Raw genomic sequence first — 14,718 nt, 5'->3', positions numbered from 1 at the left:
ATAGGGAGTGTGCGCGAACGATGACGGCACGCGGCGACATGCGCGCGATGCGTTATCCGGAAAGGTGCGGAAGGGTGGCGTCGTGCCACCTCGATTTGTCCGTCCCTTCGCCGGCATGACCCGGATCAGGTTCTAAGGGTGCTCGCGCTCGTTACGCGATCTCAGCCGGACAACCGGCGCCCCTCGGAAACGATGCGATTGTGGCTCTATTGAATGGCGATGGCAAGTCGGGCTAACGGCCTAGATTCCGGAGGCAGGCACAGTCGAGAACCGCTCAATCGTGTCGCAATACGCGCCCTGACCCCTTACGTCATGGCGGCCAGCCGCCCCCGTTACGTCATGGCCGCGCAGGCGGCCATCCACATTCCTCATTGTGATCTGCCCTTAAACGATCACCCGCGCTCGAACGTTCTTCCTCAAGGGGGAATGCATCTGGAGAGGCTCCGAGCAGGCTCGATACGAGCGCCCCTGTCGACCCAGTCATGGATGGCCGCCTGCGCGGCCATGACGGAAATTAATGTTCCGGACGAGCGATAACCAAATCTGCGTAATGACCAAGTCGACGTGGCGATGAAATACACATGACGATCACATCGCCATGCGCGCCAACGCCGCTCACCCCTACGTCATGGCCGCGCAGGCGGCCATCCACGTCTCTCTCAACGGCGGCACTCGATGGCTCTCCGTCAAGCCGCCATCGCGTGCTTGGCGGCGTTGACCCAGCCTTTGATTTTCTCGATGTCCGGAGGGCGGCCTTCGCGCAGTACGCGCCTGCCTGCTGACGTCCCGGCGAACTTCAGCACATGCGCCGAAAGCGCGACCGGATCGGCCTCCGCGACCGCCTCCGCCGTGCGATATCCGGAGCCGACGAGAAGCTGCGCATGCGTGCCCCTGAGACCTGGAACATCGATCACCATCCGCGCCTGATCCTGCCAGTCCGTCAGCGTCTCGCTGTCGAAACGCGAGTCGTCGAGGTCTTCCGCCAGCGCCATCGGATCGCATTCGAGAAAATCTCCGACGGTATGCACGCCGATGGCCGCGAAGCTCTCCGCCATCTTCGGTCCGATGGAGGGCGCGGCCTCGAGATCGTCGCTTTCCAAGAGGTAAGAGCGACCAGCCGCGGTTCTCTCTTCCGGCACCCGAACCGGGATCGGGCGCGGATGCGGCGTCCGCGCGACGGCCTCCTGCATATCGGCCTGCACCGGCAAAGCGGGAGGATGCTCGGTGACGTCGGACGCGATGTGAGACGACTTCGCGACGGCAAGTTCGAGCGCCGTCGTATCGTGCGCGGGCGGCGCTTCGATCTGAGCCGCGATTGCAGGCGGCGTCTGCATCAGCGCAACGACCGCGCTGCCCGACACCTTTGCGGCGCGCGCCTCGCTGCGTTGCGCGAGCTGCGGCTCGAGCACTTCCGTGCGATGCAGATCGCGGATCGTCCGATCGTCTTCCGACAGCGAATTCTCCACCCGCCCCGTCGTTTTTAACTCGTCGTAGATCGCCGCGACGAGCTTGCGGTCTTCTTCGTTCGTCAGCCGCTTTTCGATGAACTTGCGGGGAATTTGCGTCATCGCCAGGAACGTTTCGGCGGTGAGCGTGACCTCGGGCGCCGCGACGCCGGCTTCCGAGATGGCCGCATCGAGTACGCGCCCGTAGCCCTTGGCCGCGTACATCAACAACTCGGCGACGATCGTGCGCGCGACATCGTCAAGCCCGTCTTCGGGCCTCACCGTACCTTTGTGAATGTCGTAATGCGCGATGAGCTTCTCGTAATAGCGGTGTGAGAACTCCGCGCCGTCGCACACGAATTCCTTCAGCCAATTGCCGCCCGTCGGAACGGGAACGTCGACGTTCGCGAACTGCCGTTCGCCGATCGCGCGCAGCGTATTGTAAGAGCGGTTGATGCTCCACTCGGCCGAGCGATGGATGGCGTTCTCGGCTTCTGTCTGCCCGGTGTGAAACGGCATGACCGGATCGGTGTAATAGTGGCTGAGCACGCCGGCCGCATAGGCGGCGTCCGGCCAGTTGCCCGCCTTAAGTTCGGCAACTGTCCGCCGATACCACTCGTCCGCCTTCTGCGGCGCACCGCCCCAATAATTCTCGGACACGTGCAGAACGTGATTCTTGAAATCCTTGAAGGTGACGTCCGGAGCTTTCGAACCTTCGAGAAAGCGCTCGACGTGTTTCAGGACGACCCGCGACCAAGCCTCCTTGTCCTTGCGTGGCATCGCGTCGAGGCCATCGAGCGCCAGCTTATGATGCGTTCCGTTGGCATGCGTGGCATAGACAATTCGAAAAAGTGCGGACATCTCTTGCCTCGGGGCTGGTCACGGGATCAGCCCCGATGTCTACGCGAGTCGCGCGCCATCCTCGATTGCAGCAGCGACACCCAAGCGCCTCATCAACGATTTTCGCTCTGCTGCCGCGCCTGTTTCGCGGCCGCGAGATCGATGATATCGGCGCTGAAGCCACGATCCCGGGCAATCCGGAGCGCCAGATCTGCGTGCCGCCCGAGCCGCGTGACGTTCGTCTCGCGAGCCAGAGCTGCATCCGAAAGCATGCGCGCCAGAACCTCGGGCGTAAGCCCGCACGCACGCCCAAGTGCCAGCGCTTCATCCCGCGCGATCGCGTGCGCCGCTTCGACGTAACCCATCAACGCCGCGACCGCGTGCGCGCTGCCGAGCGGCCCGGTACGCTCGACGTGACCGAGAAGCGAAAGCACTTTATCGGCGATTTCGACAGAGTCGGGATAGCCGCCGAGCATGATCCTGGCCCGGCCTTCGGAGGCCGCGTCCGGGCCGCCGATCAGCGCCGCATCGACGAGCGCCACGCCGCGCGTGCCGAGCAGTCCGAGAAGGGCCTGCAATTCGCGAGGCGTGCGCGCGCCGAGATCGACGACGACCGATCCCGGCTCCATCTCTGCGCCCATCCCCATTCGGTCTGGATTTCCGGTGAGGAGATTGCGCATGGCCTCCGTATCGTCGACCGCGACGAGAACGAGAGGGCATTCGAACGCAACGTCCGTCGGCGTCGAAGCGGGTTCTAGCCGTTGGCCGCGCGTAACGGCGGGCGATCCCGGCAATCCCGCATAGAGGACACGATAGCCGCACGCCGCGATACGCGCGGCAATCGCCGGACCGTAGTCGTCGTTGCCGATGACTCCGACCGGCGTGTCGCCATAAGCATAAGGTTGAGAGCTGGCCATTGTTCCTCCGGCTCTGGAGCGAGCTAACGCCCCTCGCGCCACCATGCGAGCGCGATCAAGGCCAGCAACGCCGAAAGCGCCGCGAACCCGGTGAACATCGGCGTCAGCTTGACGCCGCGCGTCAGGTAGGCCTGACGATCTTTGAGTCCGAGCCAGCCGGAACCGGCCATGACTTTTGCCGCCGACATCATCGAGATGCGCGGCACGTCGACGTCCGTCGCGGCTCCGCTTGCCGTTCGCGTCCAGAAAACGCCGCCGCCCGTTGCGTCCGCGATCGGCTTCATCTTGCTGTCCGTCGCCGTCACTTCGCTCATTTCACGCGGGTCTTCGACGCCGGCGTTGGCAACCGCTGTCAACTCGCCGGTCGAAGCCGAAGTCTCGGCTTTGTAGAGGCCCGGAAGTTTGACATCGATCGTCGAACGCCAGACACCGGGCTCGGCTGTCGCGCGTGTGAGCGTGACATCGGTCGTATCGCCGCCGGGGCCGAGTATTTTCACCGGCGAGATTGCGTCGTCCATCGAGCGCCGTTCGACCGTCAGTTTCAGTCCGCGCGCGGATGCGATGAGCCGCTCTTCCTCGAGGTCGGGCTCCTTCATGAGCCAATGCGATAGCCGGCGCAGGAGATCGGTATGCGGCCCGCCGCCATCGTAGCCGCGCGCCCACAGCCAAGCCTGATCGGACGTCAGCAGCGCAACGCGTCCCTTGCCCTTGCGGTCGAGAATGAGCAATGGCTTGTCCTCGGCGCCGGTCATCATGATGCGGCCGCGCTCGCCGTTGACCTCGGCTTGGCGGAACCAGCGTCCCCACGTCGGCTGCGGAGACCCGTCCGCGACTTTCGCCGAGTTCCAGCCCGGCAAACCTTGCGTCACCGGATGCTTCTGGCCTTCGGGCGTAACTTTGGCGCGGAACGGCATTTCGAGAACGCGACCAGTCGGAGCCGCAGGCAGCACCGACGACAGCGGCGTATGATAAATGCTGTAGGCGCTGGCGTAATCGTCACCCGCCGCGACCAGCAGCGCGCCGCCGTGCTCGTCGACGTAGCGCGCGATGTTGTCGTAGTAGAGCAGCTGCAGAATGCCCCGGTGCTCGTACCTGTCGAAGATGATCAGATCGAACTCGTTGATCTTTTCCGAAAAGAGTTCGCGCGTCGGGAACGCGATCAGCGACAGCTGATTGATCGGCGTTCCGTCCTGCTTCTCGGGCGGCCGCAAAATTGTGAAGTGCACGAGATCGACCGCCGCGTCGGATTTCAGAAGATTGCGCCACGTCCGTTCGCCCGGATGCGGCTCGCCGGAGACGAGAAGCACGCGAAGGTTTTCACGCACGCCCTCGGCCGCGACGACGGCGCGATTGTTGGCGGTCGTCAGCTCGCCCGGTGTCGGCGCCAGCTCGATCTCGACGATGTTCGTCCCCGTGTGCGGGATCGGCATGTCAACCGTGACCTTGCGGCCGATTTCGGTGCGAACCGTTTCGTCCGGCTGGCCTTCGCGGCGGACTTTCAGCGTCACGGCTCCGGAAGCTGAGGTCGGAGCTTTGCCGGTCTCGCGCACGGCAAGTTCGATGGGGCGCGATTGCCCGACGAGCCCGTATCGCGGCGCCTCGATGATCTCGATACGCCGGTCGAATTCATCCGGCTTGCCGGTCAGCAGCGTATGCACCGGCGCGTCGAAGCCGAGCGCCGCCGCCGACTTCGGCACGTCGTGCACCTGACCGTCGGAAACAAAAACGACGCCGGCGATGCGGTCGGGGGCCGTGTCGCTCAGCGCCGCGTTGAGGTCGGTGAACAGGTTCGTTCCCGGCGCCGTCTGCTCGCCTGGAACGCCCCCGGTCACCCACTTGATCTTGAGGTTCGGGATTCTCGCGAACTTTTTCTCGATGTCGCTGCGGATCGCTTCGAGCTGTTGCGACCGGTCGGCGAGTTTCTGGCTCGGGCTTTCGTCGAGCACGACGATGGCGACATTGTCGAGGCTCTCGCGCTGCTCTTCTTTCAGGATCGGATTGAGAAGCGCGCCGATCAGCGCCGCCAGCGCCGCGAGCCGTAGCAGCGCCCCGCGCGACCGCCGCATGAGAAGCGCTATGACGAGGCCAAGCGCCACCGCCGCCAGCGCAATCAGCACCAGATTGGGAACGAGCGGAGCGAATGTAATCGACCAGTTCAAATTCGGTCCTCTATTGCCCCAAGCGTTCGAGCAGCGCCGGCACGTGCACCTGGTCGGCTTTGTAGTTGCCTGTCAGCGCGTGCATGACAATGTTGATGCCGCCGCGAAACGCCATTTCCCGCTGCATCTCGCCGCCCGGAACCGTCGGGTAAATCGGCCGGCCGCGCTCGTCGAGCGCCCAGGCCGCCGCCAGATCGTTCGACGTGATCATGATCGATGTGACGCCGTCGGAAACGCGCGCCTTGTGCGTGTCGTTGTCGTTGTTCGGGATCGCCTCGACCCAGAGCTGCCCGCCGTCCCAGCGGCCGGGGAACGACCGCAGCAGATAGAACGACTTCGTGACGACATGATTTTCCGGAACCGGTTCGAGCGGCGGCACGTCGAGCTTGCTCAGCAGCCGCTGCAACGCAGATCCGCTTTTGCCCGCGAGCGGCAACGTGCTGCTGCCGCCCTGGCCATAGTCGCGCGTGTCGAAAATGATGAGGCCGCCTTCCTTCATGTAGGCGTCGATCTTGGCGATCACCGCGTCGGGAAGGGCTTCCGCAGTTTCAAGCACCGGCCAATACAGAACTGGATAGAAAGCAATCTCGTCCTTCTTGATATCGACGGGCTTCGGTTCGCCCGGCTCGACGGCTGTCCGCGTTTGCAGCACGCGTCCCAGTCCTTCGAGGCCCGCGCGGCTCGTTTCATCCGTCGTGCGATCGCCGCTGACGACGTAGCCGATCGTGACTTTGCTCGTCGCCTCGATGGCGGCTTTGTCGGCCGCCGAAAGGTTGCCTGAGCGGACGACCTGCGTGCTGTCCATCGGCGGGCGCGGCGCGAACGAGTCGAGCTGTTGAATGTCCGGTTGCCGGAAATCCTGCGGCGAGAAATCTTGTGCTCGGACGTTTTCCGGAAATGCCGTAGCCGCGAGCGCCGCCAGAGCAAGCACGGCAGCCGCGCCAGTACCGGGACGCGGACGGCGAGAGAACAGCCCGCCAAGTCCGCCCGCCTGCAAAACGAGAACCGCGAGAATGTCGGCAAACAGCAATCCGAGCGCGATGCCGAGCAGCGTCGGCTTCAGCGCCGTGCTCGCGCCGTTGTCGTAGGAGAGGCGGGTGACCGAGGCTGGAAGACCAGGAAACGGAATGAGCGTGCTTTTCGGCGTCAGCACGTTAAGCGCGCGCGGGCTCGCCGGTTGTCCGTAATAGCCCGGCGGATGCTCGACGCTCGGCGCGGTCTTTTCAAGTTCAGAGGCTTTGACGGGTTCCGCCGTCGGCGGTGGCGTGCGAAGCGCCCCGAACCCATCGAGCGTCCTGATCGGCGCGAGCACGTTGATGTCGTTCGTCTCGGTCGCGCTCACATTGGTATTCGCATCCGTCGCGGCGCTGTTGTGCGCCGCCGCCGCGCCGATCGTACCCATCGTCGAGAGACGGCGAAGCATGTCGACGAAAAGCCCCGACATGGGCAGGTTCGACCAGTCGGAATTCGCAGTGACGTGGAACAGCACGAGACGGCCGTTGCCGTGTTTGGCCGCGGTAACGAGCGGCGTCCCGTCCTTGAGCCGCGCCCAGATCTCGATCTCGGGTGTGAGCTCGGCCGGGTCGGCCAGCACCTGCCGGTTGATCGTCACATCTTTCGGAATGGCGAGACCGGCGAACGGACTGTTCTCGTCAAATCCCGCGAGCGGTTGCGGTGTCGACCATGAGAGCGCCCCGCCAAGCGAGCGGCCGCCGCTTCGGAGCGCGACGGGCAGCAGATCGTCGCCAGCCTTTTCGAGACGCGGACCGGCGAAGCGTACCAGAAGGCCGCCGCGCTGCACGAAGTCATCGACCTTCTTCGCCGTTTCGCCCGTCAGTGTGCCGATGTCCGCCAGCATCAGCACCGAGATGTTCTGCTTGAAGACGGCATCGAGCCCATCGGAAAGGTTGGCGTTCTTTGCGATCGCGAGATCGGCGTAAGGCTTCAACGCCTTCTCGATGTAGTAGAGCGGCGCCAGCAGCGGCTGCGCCTCCTCGCGGCTTTCGCCTGACAGAAGTCCGACGCGATGCCACTGCGTCGCCGCATCGATCAGGCTGACCGTTCCCGCCGAGCGCTCGCTCGCGATTTCAAGCCGCGCCACCTGATTGCGCAATTCGAGCGGCAACTCGAACACGACGGTCGTCGAGCGCTCGCCTGCCGCGAGTTTGAACGGCGCCTCGCCGAGCCGCTCGCTGCGCGCGGAATACGCATACACGCTGCCCGCGCGCGCCGGACCGCCCGGCGATAAAACGGTCGCCTCAAGCTTTCCCTTTTCGCCGAGGTGCGCCGCAAGTCCGAGCGCTTCGCGACCCTGCGCCTCGTCGAGCACGGCAAACGTGCCGTTGCCCGCCATGTCGGCAAGTTTCTCGGCGACCCCAGCGACATCCGACTTGTGATCGATGCCGTCTTGCAGCCAGACGATGCTCGGATTTTTGACGCCCGCTTCATCGAGCGCCTTTTGAAGCGCGTCGGTGGCCGCGCCGCGATCGGGCGCGAAGGGCTCCGGCACCAGCGCCGCAGCCGTGCTTCGTGCTTCCGCCGGAGATTGAATTTTGAGAACCGGCAGTCGCGTGGCCGCCGCCGTTCCCGCAACGATCACCGGGCGTCCTTTGCTCTCCGCCTCTCCGATGATGCGATCGATCATCGCGATGCGGTCCGGCCAACGCGATGCCGACGACCAGCCGTTGTCGACGAATACCACCACGGGCCCTTCGCCCGACAGCGCCGCGTCGCGCGACGGATTGAGAATGGGTTCCGCCAGCGCCAGGATGACGAGCGTCGCCGCGATCAGCCGGATGAGCGTCAGCCACCACGGAGTCTTTTCCGCGGTCTTCTCGTCATTATCGAGCCCGACGAGAATGCGCGTCGGCGGAAACTGAATTTGCGTCGGGCGCGGTGGCACGGCGCGCAACAGCCAATAGATGATCGGCAGCGTCACGAGCGCCGCCAGCAGCCAGGGATTGAGAAACGCCAGCGGACCGAAGCTCATGGCGCACGCTCCGTCGCATCCGAGCTTCCCGCCATCCACTTATAGCCGCTTGTTGAACCCTGGAGCCGCATCAGCAGCGACAGCAGCGGTTCCGACGCGGGCCTGTCGGTGTGATGCGTCAGGAACGACCAGCCGAACCGCTTCGCCATCTCGGTAAGCTCGGCGCGATGCGCTTCGAAACGCGCACGATATTTCGGCCGCAGTGCTTCGACGCGATCCGCCACCCATCGTTCGCCGCCGGACGGGCTCAGGAATTCCGTGCGCCCGTGATAGGGCAGCGTCTCTTCCGCCGGATCGAGCACTTGCACCATATGCCCGGCAACGCCGTTGCCTGCGAAACCTTCGAGCCGTTCGCGGATGACGTGCGGCGGTGACAGGAAATCGCTGAAAAGAATGAGCCCCGAAAACCGGCTGAGCGAAGCCTTTGGCGGCAGGCCGGTGTTCATCGCTTCGGAACGGCTGTGTCCGGCAATCGTCTCGGCGATGCGCGTCGCGGCATTACGGCTCGCGGTTGGCGACGTCTGCGCCAGAAGCGCGACGCGTTCGCCGCCACGCACCAAAAGTTCGGCCGCCGCCAGCGTCAGCACCAGCACGCGGTCGCGTTTTGAAACCGGCGCGATGTGGCTCTGAAAATTCATCGACGGAGAAATGTCGGGCCAGAGATGCAGCGTATGCGCCGCCTCCCATTCGCGCTCGCGGATATACAAGTGATCGGAACTCGCGGAGCGCCGCCAGTCGACGAGCGTCGCGTTTTCGCCCGGCTGGTATTGCCGGAATTGCCAGAACGTCTCGCCGGGGCCTGCGCGTCGCCGTCCGTGAATACCCTGCGCAACGGTCGACGCGATGCGGTCCGCCTCCATCAGCAACTCCGGCATGCGATCGACGAGATCGACCGCCTCGCGTTCGAGCGCCAGAACCTGCCGGCTCTCAGTGGTGATGCCGGAACCTTGCGCGCGGGCGCCCGCCATTCGCGATTACTCCACCGACGCCGCGAGGCGCGCGATGATGTGATTGAGATCTTCGCCCTCGGCGCGCGCCGCAAACGTCAGCGCCATGCGGTGCTTCAGGATCGGCTCGGCGAGTTGGATGACGTCGTCGACCGACGGCGCCAGGCGTCCGTCGATCAATGCCTTGGCGCGTACCGCAAGCATCAACGCCTGGCTGGCGCGCGGGCCAGGGCCCCAGGCGACGAAGCGATCGGTCTCAGCGTTCTCGCCCGTTCCCGGGCGCGCCGAGCGCACGAGCTTCAGGATCGCTTCGACGACCTTGTCGGGAACCGGGATCTGGCGGACGAGCCGCTGCGTCGCCATCAGGTCCTGCGCCGAGATCACCGCTTCGACTTTCGCGGTATCGGTGCCGGTCGTTGCGTAGAGCATGCGCCGCTCGGCGTTGAGATCGGGATATCCGACGTCAATTTGCAGGAGGAACCGATCGAGCTGCGCTTCGGGCAGCGGATATGTGCCTTCCTGTTCCAGCGGGTTCTGCGTCGCGAGCACATGGAACGGCGCGGGCGTGTCGTGCCGTTGCCCGGCGACGGTGACGTGATGTTCCTGCATCGCCTGCAGGAGCGCCGACTGCGTCTTCGGCGAAGCGCGGTTGATCTCGTCCGCCATCAGCAGCTGCGTAAAGATCGGCCCCTTGATGAAGCGGAACGAACGCCCGCGGCCCGGCTCATCGTCGAGCACTTCCGAGCCGATGATATCCGACGGCATGAGATCGGGCGTGAACTGGATGCGCTTGGCTTCAAGCCCGAGCACTTTGCCGAGCGTTTCGACGAGCAGCGTTTTCGCGAGACCCGGCACGCCGATCAGCAGCGCGTGTCCACCCGACAAAATCGTGATCAACGTCCGCTCGATGACCTGATCCTGACCGAAGATGACTGCGGCGGCGGCCTTGTGGGCGCGCTGCACGCGTTCGGCCGCCGCTTCGAGCCGTGGCACGATATCGGTGTGGGTCTCGACGACGTTGCTCATGGAATGAATGGCCTCGCTGGGCAGGTTTCGCGCAGATTTCGCATAGGGAAACGAAGGGCCGAGCTATGGCGTTCCCGGCAGCGCCTGAGCCTAGACGATCCCGCCGGGTCCTCCTAGGGTCAAGTGAATGTTACGTTAGGATAAGATAGCAATTCGCCGTCCCGAAGCCTTGCGACAGATGCCGGATAAATCTCATGAATTTGCCGCCATGAAAGAAACGTCCGCATCTTCCTCCACCGCATTGGATGCGTTGCTGCGCGCCGCGAAGGAAAGCGGCGAGGCAGGTGCGCGCCCGGTCGACAAATGGAACCCGCCGTACTGCGGTAGCATCGGCATGAGCATTCGGCGCGATGGCGTATGGCTTTACCAGGGCAGCCCGATTGGACGCATCGCGCTGGCCAAACTCTTCGCAAGCATTCTGAGAAAGGACGCCGACGGCAAGACCTACCTCGTGACGCCGGCCGAGAAGGTCGATGTCGACATCGACGATGCGCCGTTCCTTGCTGTCGAGATGGTGGTGTCGGGTGAAGGCCGCGATCAGGCGCTGACCTTCCGCACCAATGTCGACGATGTGGTGACCGTCGACGCGACTCATCCCCTTCGCTTCGCAGTGAGCGAGCCCGATGGCGGCCTCAAACCTTATGTGCTCGTGCGCGGCCGCCTCGAAGCGCTCTGCACGCGCGCCGTCTACATGGAACTGGTCTCGCTCGCCGTGGCGAAGAACGCGGACGGTGATGAAATCGGCCTATGGAGCGGCGGCGTGTGGTGGGCGCTCACCGCAAGCGTTTGATGCGCGGGCAACGGATGGCCGCAGCGCTTCGTCAACCAGGCAAGATTACTTCGTTTTCGCAGCTTTGACGCGTTTTGCGGCCGACGTTTCTTTCTTTTTCGCCGGCGGTTCGGCTGCTTCTCGCGCTAGCCGCTCGGCGCGCAGGCGCTCTGTCTTGGCCCGAACAGCGAGCCGCTGGGCTTCGTAATCCTTCATGGCCTGGGACGCTTCTTGTGCCCTGCGCAATTTAACGGCGGCGGCACTCGGTGCGGACTTAGGGGGTGACGCCATGGCAACAGCTCCTTCGATCTCGAAAACAAGCAAAACCCGCGACTGGCAGAGCAGGCGCGGGTTTCATTGATATAGCCATTGCCCCAATCCTCGCGAACCGGGGCTGAGGCTCCGACATCTGGACTTATACGGCCCGAAGATTGTCGGCCGAAGACTTACCGCTACGGCGATCGGCCACGATATCGAAGGACACTTTCTGACCTTCGTTGAGACCATTCAGCCCGGCCCGCTCGACTGCGCTGATGTGCACGAACACATCATTGCCGCCCTCATCCGGCTGGATGAAGCCAAAGCCCTTTTGGCTGTTGAACCATTTCACGGTTCCTGTCTGCATAAATAAAAATCCTTGTCTAAACATGCGCTCTACCCCGGCGAAATGCCGGGATAAACGGTCGAGATTTTTTTGGAAGTCCGTATCAGGCGCGCACTTCGCAGCGAGGCCAAAGTCGTTCCAGCGAAGCTCGATCACCCCTACTATGGAAAAAAACACCTTCGGTTGCAAGCCTAAGATGCGTGAAATCGCCGAATTAGCTGCTTTTCGGGCAGGCGCAGGCGTGCCCGTGCCTGAAAAACCGGCACACGATCAGGGACCAAGCTCAAATCTGCCGAAACGGCCTAATCCCCCGCCGCGACGGACAATTCTTTCGCCAGCGCTGCGCCGGGCGTGAATTCCGGGCTCGTCCGCTTCAGCCAATCGGCGATTTCCGCGAGTCGAGCGTTCGAGATGCCTTCGCCTTGTTTCCCGACGCGCGTTACGAAAAAGCCGTCGCCATTACGTGCGCCAATCCATTTCGAATCGTCTTCGGCCACGTATTTCAGGAACGACGACGGCTTCGCTGCACTCCCATCGCCGATGGCAAACGATGCCTCGGCCTTGTCCCACGTGACGTTCTGGCAGTTGCCGTCCCAGCCGAGCAATTTCAACGAATCCTGCGCCGCGCCCGTGGCTTTTCCGAACAGCGCAACCTTGAAATCGTCACCGAGCCAGCGGACGGTGACATGATTGCCGTCGCAGGCTTTGAGGTGCAATTTGTTGTCTTCGAACGCTTGCGGATTAGCAAACGACGGCGAGACGCCGAGTGCTGCCAGGACCAGGGAAGCCCCGCACGATAAAATGCGCATATCGGTGATCTCCGTCTTGAGTTCGCGCGATGATGGCTGGCCATCTGAGATGAGCAAGGTGTTTTGAGGTAGAATATTGAAAACTAACGTAAATGTGATCCTTCGTGTTCGTCTTCGCTGAGAACTGGGACTGAGGTTGCCGGACGGAAACCCGTTGCGATCTGCAGGATGTGAACTGATTGGGCTTAATCGGCGTTGAGGCTCCATGACCGGCTGGATTGGTAGTCTGCATTCCCTCGCTCTTGCTTCCCGAAAAATGCCGGTGGCGATCCGCTATCTGATTACCGCATCGGCCGTCCTTGTCTTGATGTGGGCATGGATGCACACGGACGCGAATACGCAGCGCTATCCGTATTTGATTTTTATTCCGATTATCTTTGCGTCCGGGGCGCTTCTGGATAGTGGCAATGGATTTTTCGCTACCCTATTGAGTGCGGCCGTCGTCGATCATTACGTGTTGCCTCCAGTCGGTTCACTAGCCGTCGCGAGCGGCGATGATCAGATCTCGCTCGCGCTGTTCGTCATTGTTGGATTCATTATCGCCGCCGTGGTGGAGGCGCTGCACGTAGGTTTGGTCAATCTCGCTATCGAGCATGAGCGCGCGCAAACGGCCGTCAAAGATCGCGAGGTTCTGCTCGAAGAGCTTTCGCATCGAACGCGCAACGACCTTGCCAACGTCATAACGCTTTTGAATATGCAGGCTCGTTCGTTGGACGGCGCCGCGCACGACGCATTGGTTTCGGCGGCCGACCGTGTGCAGGCGATTGCACGCGTCCATCGTCGTTTTCAGATCCATAACCACCGTGTCGTCGTCGATACCAAATCCTACATTAGCGAACTGTGTGACGATCTGCGGCTCTCGCGGTTGGCGTCGCGTCCCGTAGCTCTGCAATGCGACGCCGAAAGCCATTTGATCAGCATTGAAAAGGCCGTCCCCCTCGGCTTGATTCTGAACGAATCCGTGACGAACGCAACTAAGCATGCGTTCCCTGATGATCGTTCGGGCGCGATCGGCATACGTTTCGTGCGCACCGACGATACGTACACGCTGACGATCGCCGACAATGGGGTTGGAACAGCGGCTACTGTCTCTCAACGCGGGACAGGGAGCCGACTGATCCAGATGCTGGCAGCGCAACTCGAAAGCAAGATCACGACCGAGCCGCGCACGCCCGGCACCGCGGTTGTCGTGACGATCCCAGTAAAAACCGCGAAATGAGGAAGGCTAGTCGACGAGCGAGAGAAGCTCCTGGCGCTTGATCGGATTGTCGCGAAAACACCCGAGCATGCGGCTGGTGACGAGATCGGTATCCGGCTTGTGCACGCCGCGCGTCGTCATGCAATGATGCGTTGCCTTGATGATGACGCCGACACCTTTCGGCTGCAGCGCGCTCTCGATGGCATTGGCGATCTGCGCCGTCATTTTTTCCTGGATCTGCAGTCGTTTCGCATAAGCGTCGACGACACGGGCGAGCTTGCTGATTCCGACGACGCGCCCGCGCGGAACGTAAGCGATCCAGGCGCGTCCGACGATCGGAGCGAGATGGTGCTCGCAATGACTTTCGAAGCGGATGCCGCGAAGCATGACCATCTCGTCGTAGCCTTCGATTTCTTCGAAGGTCTTCTGAAGAATTTCCGCCGGGTCTTGCCGGTAGCCTGAGAAAAATTCTTCGAACGCTCGCGACATGCGCGACGGCGTTTCGGCGAGGCCGGGCCGGTCCGGATCGTCTCCCGCCCATCGAATAATGGTGCGGAATGCCGCTTCGACGTCGGAGCGTTCGAGTGCGTCGTCGTTGGCCTCAACCCGCAAGCACTTGTTCAGTGGTGTGACCAATGCATCCACGAGATCGTCTCCTGTGATTGATGAACAGCCTTACTTGCCGGCCACGACATGAACCGTCCCGGTCATATCGGGATGGAAGCGGCAGAAGTATTTGCTTGTTCCCGCGTGATCGAATTGCAGCCGTGCCGATTGGCTTTCGGCGATGGCGACGTCCCAAGAGCCGTCGTTGGCGGTTGCGGTATGATCGATGAAGTCCTCATTTACCCACTCGATCGTATCGCCTTCTTTGATGGTGATCTCGGCAGGCGAGAAGGCGAGGTCGGTTATTTTTATTTTTACGACCTCGCCCGCGAGCCCGACGCGAGCGCTCATGATCTGCAGCGCCAGGAGCATGGCGGCGCAACGAAATGCGGTTCGCATCGGCCCCATC

General features: G+C 62.8%; 13 protein-coding genes and 1 riboswitch. Of the genes, 2 read left to right on the top strand and 11 right to left on the bottom strand.

The features are described from left to right. Nucleotides 1–85: 85 nt before the first annotated feature. Nucleotides 86–194, bottom strand: a riboswitch (TPP riboswitch). A 492-nt stretch (nucleotides 195–686) separates the two neighbouring features. From WC026_RS04755 to WC026_RS04730, 6 genes are all read right to left on the bottom strand, one after another. Further along, the gene (locus WC026_RS04755; RefSeq protein WP_372709655.1) at nucleotides 687–2,306 is read right to left on the bottom strand and encodes a DUF4332 domain-containing protein; all 1,620 of its coding nucleotides are present in this window, start codon (nucleotides 2,304–2,306) and stop codon (nucleotides 687–689) included. Nucleotides 2,307–2,398: 92 nt separating this feature from the next. Next, the gene (locus tag WC026_RS04750) at nucleotides 2,399–3,202 is read right to left on the bottom strand and encodes an NAD(P)-binding domain-containing protein (protein ID WP_372709654.1); all 804 of its coding nucleotides are present in this window, start codon (nucleotides 3,200–3,202) and stop codon (nucleotides 2,399–2,401) included. 23 nt (nucleotides 3,203–3,225) lie between these two features. Then, nucleotides 3,226–5,361, bottom strand: a complete 2,136-nt coding sequence (locus WC026_RS04745) for a hypothetical protein (protein WP_372709653.1) — start codon at nucleotides 5,359–5,361, stop codon at nucleotides 3,226–3,228. A gap of 10 nt (nucleotides 5,362–5,371) precedes the next feature. Next, nucleotides 5,372–8,350, bottom strand: a complete 2,979-nt coding sequence (locus tag WC026_RS04740) for a DUF4159 domain-containing protein (RefSeq protein WP_372709652.1) — start codon at nucleotides 8,348–8,350, stop codon at nucleotides 5,372–5,374. Then, nucleotides 8,347–9,318, bottom strand: coding sequence for a DUF58 domain-containing protein (locus WC026_RS04735; RefSeq protein ID WP_372709651.1), 972 nt, complete (start codon nucleotides 9,316–9,318; stop codon nucleotides 8,347–8,349). Before WC026_RS04735 ends, WC026_RS04740 begins: the two co-directional genes overlap by 4 nt. Nucleotides 9,319–9,324: 6 nt before the next feature. Beyond that, entirely contained in the window at nucleotides 9,325–10,323 is a 999-nt protein-coding gene (locus WC026_RS04730) for an AAA family ATPase (RefSeq protein WP_372709650.1), read from the bottom strand. Nucleotides 10,324–10,501: 178 nt separating this feature from the next. Between WC026_RS04730 and WC026_RS04725 the strand changes: the two genes are divergently transcribed. Then, nucleotides 10,502–11,113 carry a DUF1285 domain-containing protein gene (locus WC026_RS04725; protein ID WP_372709649.1) on the top strand — a complete coding sequence of 204 codons (612 nt, stop codon included), beginning with the start codon at nucleotides 10,502–10,504 and terminating at the stop codon, nucleotides 11,111–11,113. Between the two features lie 45 nt (nucleotides 11,114–11,158). Here WC026_RS04725 and WC026_RS04720 read toward each other — a convergent pair whose 3' ends face one another. The 3 genes from WC026_RS04720 to WC026_RS04710 all read right to left on the bottom strand — a co-directional run bounded on the left by WC026_RS04720 (nucleotide 11,159) and on the right by WC026_RS04710 (nucleotide 12,505). Next, a complete protein-coding gene (locus tag WC026_RS04720) occupies nucleotides 11,159–11,383 on the bottom strand; it encodes a hypothetical protein (RefSeq protein ID WP_372709648.1) in 225 nt (74 codons plus the stop codon). A 124-nt stretch (nucleotides 11,384–11,507) separates the two neighbouring features. Beyond that, entirely contained in the window at nucleotides 11,508–11,717 is a 210-nt protein-coding gene (locus tag WC026_RS04715) for a cold-shock protein (protein WP_372709726.1), read from the bottom strand. Between the two features lie 281 nt (nucleotides 11,718–11,998). Further along, on the bottom strand, nucleotides 11,999–12,505 hold the full coding sequence (locus WC026_RS04710) for a hypothetical protein (protein WP_372709647.1): 507 nt from the start codon (nucleotides 12,503–12,505) through the stop codon (nucleotides 11,999–12,001). Between the two features lie 205 nt (nucleotides 12,506–12,710). On the opposite strand from WC026_RS04710, the gene WC026_RS04705 reads away from it, so the two are divergent. Beyond that, entirely contained in the window at nucleotides 12,711–13,724 is a 1,014-nt protein-coding gene (locus tag WC026_RS04705; protein ID WP_372709646.1) for a sensor histidine kinase, read from the top strand. Between the two features lie 6 nt (nucleotides 13,725–13,730). Here WC026_RS04705 and folE read toward each other — a convergent pair whose 3' ends face one another. Both folE and WC026_RS04695 read right to left on the bottom strand, forming a co-directional pair. Then, nucleotides 13,731–14,339 (bottom strand): GTP cyclohydrolase I FolE, encoded by a 609-nt coding sequence (folE, locus tag WC026_RS04700; protein ID WP_372709725.1) that lies wholly within the window; start codon nucleotides 14,337–14,339, stop codon nucleotides 13,731–13,733. Between the two features lie 39 nt (nucleotides 14,340–14,378). Then, a complete protein-coding gene (locus WC026_RS04695) occupies nucleotides 14,379–14,708 on the bottom strand; it encodes a cupredoxin family copper-binding protein (RefSeq protein ID WP_372709645.1) in 330 nt (109 codons plus the stop codon). Nucleotides 14,709–14,718 lie beyond the last annotated feature (10 nt).

The sequence above is a fragment of the Hyphomicrobium sp. genome (genome assembly GCF_041674905.1).
Taxonomy (GTDB): Bacteria; Pseudomonadota; Alphaproteobacteria; order Rhizobiales; family Hyphomicrobiaceae; genus Hyphomicrobium_B.
This window is presented reverse-complemented; position numbering and strand designations above follow the sequence as displayed.

Coding starts and splice junctions, on each gene's coding strand:
- WC026_RS04710 (WP_372709647.1), bottom strand. CDS start 12,505: ATGCGCATTTTATCGTGCGGGGCTTCCCTGGTCCTGGCAGCACTCGGC.
- WC026_RS04740 (WP_372709652.1), bottom strand. CDS start 8,350: ATGAGCTTCGGTCCGCTGGCGTTTCTCAATCCCTGGCTGCTGGCGGCG.
- WC026_RS04695 (WP_372709645.1), bottom strand. CDS start 14,708: ATGCGAACCGCATTTCGTTGCGCCGCCATGCTCCTGGCGCTGCAGATC.
- WC026_RS04730 (WP_372709650.1), bottom strand. CDS start 10,323: ATGAGCAACGTCGTCGAGACCCACACCGATATCGTGCCACGGCTCGAA.
- WC026_RS04725 (WP_372709649.1), top strand. CDS start 10,502: ATGCCGGATAAATCTCATGAATTTGCCGCCATGAAAGAAACGTCCGCA.
- WC026_RS04750 (WP_372709654.1), bottom strand. CDS start 3,202: ATGGCCAGCTCTCAACCTTATGCTTATGGCGACACGCCGGTCGGAGTC.
- WC026_RS04735 (WP_372709651.1), bottom strand. CDS start 9,318: ATGGCGGGCGCCCGCGCGCAAGGTTCCGGCATCACCACTGAGAGCCGG.
- WC026_RS04715 (WP_372709726.1), bottom strand. CDS start 11,717: ATGCAGACAGGAACCGTGAAATGGTTCAACAGCCAAAAGGGCTTTGGC.
- WC026_RS04705 (WP_372709646.1), top strand. CDS start 12,711: ATGACCGGCTGGATTGGTAGTCTGCATTCCCTCGCTCTTGCTTCCCGA.
- WC026_RS04755 (WP_372709655.1), bottom strand. CDS start 2,306: ATGTCCGCACTTTTTCGAATTGTCTATGCCACGCATGCCAACGGAACG.
- WC026_RS04720 (WP_372709648.1), bottom strand. CDS start 11,383: ATGGCGTCACCCCCTAAGTCCGCACCGAGTGCCGCCGCCGTTAAATTG.